The following is a 5390-nucleotide window of genomic DNA, read 5'->3' on the forward strand; positions in this document are numbered from 1 at the left end:
GATTAGATTAACTTTATTTTTTCTATAAATAACATTATTTATCCGTTAGCTTCCATCTGTTTGATTTACATATTTAAAGTTTATTGCCTTAGCTAACGATTTTATTCATAGCCCCGATGCATGTTCTGGGTATTTTGCCATTCGTTTTGAAAATTGTTGTTTAACTTGGTTAAGTAATTGATCAGGGCTGAGCTCTGCAGCATTGTCAATTGCAGGCATAACCACAAAAGTTTTACTCCGATAGTCTATTGCCATAGGTACAATGGGGACTTCGGCAGATTGTGCGATATGGATAAAACCTTTTTTCCATTCTGGGGTGTATTTACGAGTTCCCTTAGGGGCCAAGCCCAAAATCAATTTTTCGTTGGCATTGAAGATATCGCGAACCTGCGTGACCATACCATGAGATGTATCTCGCCTAACTGGAATACCGCCCAACTTGCGTAATAACCAGCCGAATGGGGGGATGAAAATGGTGTGCTTACCTAGAAAACGAATTTCAACATCAAGTGAAAGCTTGACGGCGATGCCAATAAAAAAGTCCCAATTTGATGTATGTGGCGCGACGGCTGCTACGAATTTGTTTTCACTTGGAAAGGTGCCAACTATCTTCCATCCCATCGCTTTGAGCATTAAGTTTCCAAGCTTTCGACCGAAAGGGCTGTTTGAGCGCGGGATATTAGGTGGAATATTGATCAAGACAATGCCCTTCTTTATTTTTTATTTGCTGGCAATGGATTTATTCTAACTGAAAATTTTGGCTAGCAAAACGTAGGTAGCCATTACCCAAAAAAGAACCAACAGCTGGATAAGGAGGAGCTTTTGAAGAGCGACTGAGTTGTTAGCTTTTGAATCCCATCCAAGCCCTAAGTAACCTGAAACTCTATAATTACCGCCTTACTAGCTACCAATTTTAGCGCTAGCCGCGTTGAACTTCCTTCCTTTAGACAACTATTGATGCGTAAATTTGCCTTGCTGACAGGAAGTAGCTTCCTTAGCGAGAGCAGGGCGCGGTATTACCTCTAAAACTCTCAAGCTGGACAAGAGTAGAAGTTAAAGTGAGTATTAAACACAACGAGTTAGCTGATTCCTTATCCAAGGATCAGGTCAAGCTAACAAAACTAATAGCTCTCGTTTCAACAGTTTGTCACTCAGGATAAGCCCTAGTTGGGTGATATACACTGGTGGATAGGTTGCCAAGTATATTTGGAGTTAAACAGAATATCCCTTGTATGACCACTCAAGTTTGGGTTTTGAAGTTTTAATGCTTTTCTATCGTCAAATTTTGCTTTTGTAATGGCTTCACGGGTAATTGGGTGACCGAAAAACAGCTTATCAAATGAGCCATCCTCTATGGCTTTATTCAGTCCATAAGAGAGGCGCTCCTTGAGCCGACGGTTATTTTTATTGACGAAAAAGTACATGGCAGTGGGATAGCAAAACGCAAATCTGGACTCTACTACGGTACTATTCATGCTTAGTAACTCAGTCCACGGTTCATGAAGTGCGCGAGGGAAGAGATCAAAGCGTTTCTCTTGTAGCATGTCTGGTAATAAGGAGGCTTTACTGGTAACGACAATAAAGCCGTTTTTCTCATAGATTGAGGTATCGGGCCAGTCAATACCGCTGCCTAGCGTGAAACTCATTAATTGGGCTGGCGAATTTAGTTGAGAGAGTCGTTCTTCAGTATCTTTGTGGATAAGAAATAAACGCGCGCCCATCATCCCTTTTAATAGCGGCACATATATCGTGGCTAAACTCTTTTCCCTCTTGATTGACGTCATACTCCAGTGAACATCTAAGAGCTTCCCTTGTTCAACAATCTCCAAGGTGCGTCCTTGTGGAGTATGATCGAACGAGTTTTCACTTAGTTGGTAAGCGCCATATTTATCACGGCTCTTATTTAAAGCCAGTCTTAACAACGCGATGTAGTAGTCTTGTTTAGGATCAGCAAATTCTTTAGAGATGTTATAGCGCACCAGATCGCTTGCACAGATGCTGTATGACGTTAGTAATATAAAAGTCAAAATCAGCTTTGTTGAGGCCATCATTCCTTTCCCTCATCACTCATTAACAATATATGCTTTAACTTTAGCGCAGAACGTCAGTTGATAAAGTAAAAAAGGCACCGAAGTGCCTTTTATTTTAGCGAGTTAGATAACCTAAAACATGACACTTAGCCAATCGTCATTACCATCAAAGTGCAGTGACCTCACTTTTCCTTTGCCTTCAAAATTGACCAAGTTGACCTGCTCTGACCACACATCTCTCAGCGCATTATGGCGCATTTTAAGCTCAGTTATTGGTGAAAACAACGGGGTTTCTTGATACACCCAAAAGAATTGACCATCGATTTCCGCACCTACCAAGTTTAACGGTAGCACTCTACCTGCGCCTGTTTTTAATTCAACGCGCTTACTGACATAATTTGCAAAGCTTGCTCTATCAGCAGGATTGTTAAAGATGTCGGCATTGTGACTCAATAGGCTTTCTACGGCGTGCTCAGTATCATGGAGATAGAACCTGTGCATAATTTCGATACTGCCGCTGCGTTCATTAAATAACACAGTAGTGATCGCTGCCTTTAATTGGTGCGCCTGACCAAATGGCGAAACCAGCACAAGTAGACAGGCAAAGAGCCAGGTTTTCATTAGTTATCCTTTTTCTCTTCAAATGGTTTTAGTTCGGCTTTCACGTCTTGCATGATATCGCGATGTACTTTGCCTTCACGCGCTTTCTTTTTATAAAGCTCCAAGCGTGATTCTATAATGCGTCTTGGGTAATGGTTATTCTCAATATCAACGTCAGCTGTTTCCCATCGCGGATCAACGGTCACGGACGCAAGCGGCCTATCTTTATCGGTAACAATTAGCTTGCTGACATTGCGGGCATTGCGACGCCAAATCTCGGCGGGGATAATCCGCTCTTCTTTGCTCCCATCTTGATAAGTAAGCTCAAGCAAGATTGGCATTACAAGCCCACCGACATTACTAAACTGAAGCACGTAATAGTTTTTGTCTTCTTTTACAGCACGCTCAAGGGCACGTTTTTCCCAAGGTTTAAGTTCAGATAAAAACTCACGATACTCATTTCGCTCTGCATTAGTAACAGTAAACTGGTCATTGTTATCGTAAAAGTCCGTTATGTCCTGATTTTTATCAACCCAAAGTGAACGCCCTTCCTCCTGATTACGCTTGACAAATAGCGACATTGGCTTGTTCTTTTCAAACTCACGTAGGCGACCAAAGTCGATGTCTGGGTTTTTGGTGTCTAGGCGTAATTGATAGATTTTATCTAGTGAAATATCGACATGATCTGTGCTGTAAAACCAACCCCGCCAGAACCAATCTAAATCGACCCCAGAAGCCTCTTCCATTGTCCTAAAGAAGTCGGCAGGCGTTGGACGTTTATATTTCCAGCGTAGGGCATACTCTTTAAATGCAAAATCGAATAACTCACGGCCTAAAATCACCTCGCGCAGAATGTTAAGAGCCGCAGCAGGTTTAGTGTATGCATTTGGACCAAGATGCAATACACTGTCTGATTGCGTCATGATTGGAGACTGATCTTCAGATTTCATGTAAGCCGCAATATCCCTTGGCTCAACGCCCCAAGGTATGGTGGGATCCCATTCGCGGCCGGCAACACCATCTAAGAAGCTATTGAGGCCCTCGTCCATCCATGTCCACTGCCTTTCGTCTGAGTTGACTATCATAGGGAAGTAGATGTGTCCAACTTCGTGAATGACAACGCCGATTAAAAAACGTTTCTCGGCTAGTGAATAGGTGCGAGAGCCATCGTCTTGTAATTTCGTACGAGGACCATTGAAAGTGATCATTGGATATTCCATCCCACCGACAGGACCATTTACCGACTGCGCGGTTGGGTAGGGATAATCAAAGGAAAAACGTGAATAAACTTCCATAGTATGAATAACGGCTTCGGTGGAGTACTTTTTCCACAAGTCACCACCTTCTTTAGGGAAAAATGACATGGCCATCACCAGAGGCTGCTCGTCACCACCTTGCTGATAACCTTTAGCATCCCACATAAATTTACGGGATGATGCCCAGGCAAAATCACGCACATTTTTGGCCTTAAAGCGCCACGTTTTGGTGTCATCTGTACCGGCTTTTTCGTTTTCTAGCGCTTCTTCTTCAGTAACGATGAATACCGGGCGTTTTGCTGTTTTTGCTTGCGCTAGCCTGTCACGCTGGGTTTTGCTCAGAACTTGCTTTGGGTTATCTAACTCACCAGTTGCAGAAACGATATGGTCAGCCGGCACCGTAATTTCAACGTCATAGTCACCAAACTCGAGCGTGAATTCACCACTGCCAAGAAAGGCCTTATTGGTCCAAGCTTCATAATCTGTATATGCCGTGAGACGGGGGAACCATTGTGCGAGCAAAAAGATGTCATTACCGTCTTTTTCAAAGTGCTCATAACCCGAACGTGCGCCAACCGCATCTTCTTCAACAATATTAAAGGCGAAGTCCATACTAAATTGTAGATCTTTACCTGATTTAAGCGGTTCGTTTAGGTCAACACGCATCATAGTATCAACAATCGTGATCTTAAGCGGTTTGCCGCGACCATCCTTAACATTATTGATGACAAAACCAAGTTCTGTGTCATCCATAAACTGCTGACGTCTGAGTTGATTTAGTGAAATTTTTGCATGTTTTGTAACCGGATTACTCTGTAATTCGTTCCCAAAAGTCGCTGTGCGCTCGGCGATAGAATCATTTTTGAAGATATTTTGGTCTAACTGTAGCCACAAATATTTGAGTGTGTGAGGAGAGTTATTTTTATAATGTATGGTTTGTGTAGCGGTTAATCTTTTGGCTTTCTCGTCCAAGTTTACATCAATATCATAATCCACCTTTTGTTGCCAATAACGCTCTCCAGGCTCACCGGCTGCGCTACGATAGGTATTTGGGGTCGGTAAAGTCTCATCTAATTGGCGAAACTTATCTTCAAAGTGCCCTTTGCTTTGTGAAATAGCGCTGGCGTGTGCGACACCCGACAGCACTAGAGCAACCAATAAAGACACGACTGGCGTTGATTTTTTCATTATTATTTCCCGTTTTTATCTTGCCAAGGTATTGACCGATAAACATTTTTATTTCAGTTTTTTGCTTGGAGTGAGTAGAGGTGATTTGCATAGTGACAAAAGAGGACAAATAAAACCTGCTACGAGTCAATAAGTTGACAAATAAAAACGCATAAATCAAAGTTTTGAGATAAAGTAACAATATTGAGATACGACTGAAATCGATCCTATTTTGAGTGTTTTTTAATCCTCTGTTTTTGTTAAAGAAAATCAGAAGGTCCAAAAATTAATTTGTATGCCAAAAAGGTATTTTGCAGGGTTATTGTCTACATTTTAT

At 42.1% G+C, this 5390-nt stretch carries 4 protein-coding genes; all 4 read right to left on the reverse strand.

Annotated elements, in window-relative coordinates; translation table 11 throughout:
- Positions 1 to 105 precede the first annotated feature (105 nt).
- Complete coding sequence (locus L1D50_RS21255; RefSeq protein WP_239966759.1) at positions 106 to 699, reverse strand: 1-acyl-sn-glycerol-3-phosphate acyltransferase; 594 nt, start codon at positions 697 to 699, stop codon at positions 106 to 108.
- A gap of 464 nt (positions 700 to 1163) precedes the next feature.
- A complete protein-coding gene (locus tag L1D50_RS21260; protein ID WP_138521275.1) occupies positions 1164 to 2051 on the reverse strand; it encodes a hypothetical protein in 888 nt (295 codons plus the stop codon).
- A gap of 111 nt (positions 2052 to 2162) precedes the next feature.
- Complete coding sequence (locus tag L1D50_RS21265) at positions 2163 to 2651, reverse strand: DUF6702 family protein (protein WP_138521277.1); 489 nt, start codon at positions 2649 to 2651, stop codon at positions 2163 to 2165.
- Complete coding sequence (locus L1D50_RS21270; RefSeq protein WP_239966760.1) at positions 2651 to 5074, reverse strand: M1 family metallopeptidase; 2424 nt, start codon at positions 5072 to 5074, stop codon at positions 2651 to 2653. The genes L1D50_RS21265 and L1D50_RS21270 overlap by 1 nt, the downstream gene beginning before the upstream one ends.
- Between the last annotated feature and the right edge of the window lie 316 nt (positions 5075 to 5390).

This window comes from Pseudoalteromonas sp. Isolate6, assembly GCF_022398435.1.
GTDB classification, from domain to species: Bacteria; Pseudomonadota; Gammaproteobacteria; order Enterobacterales; family Alteromonadaceae; genus Pseudoalteromonas; species Pseudoalteromonas galatheae.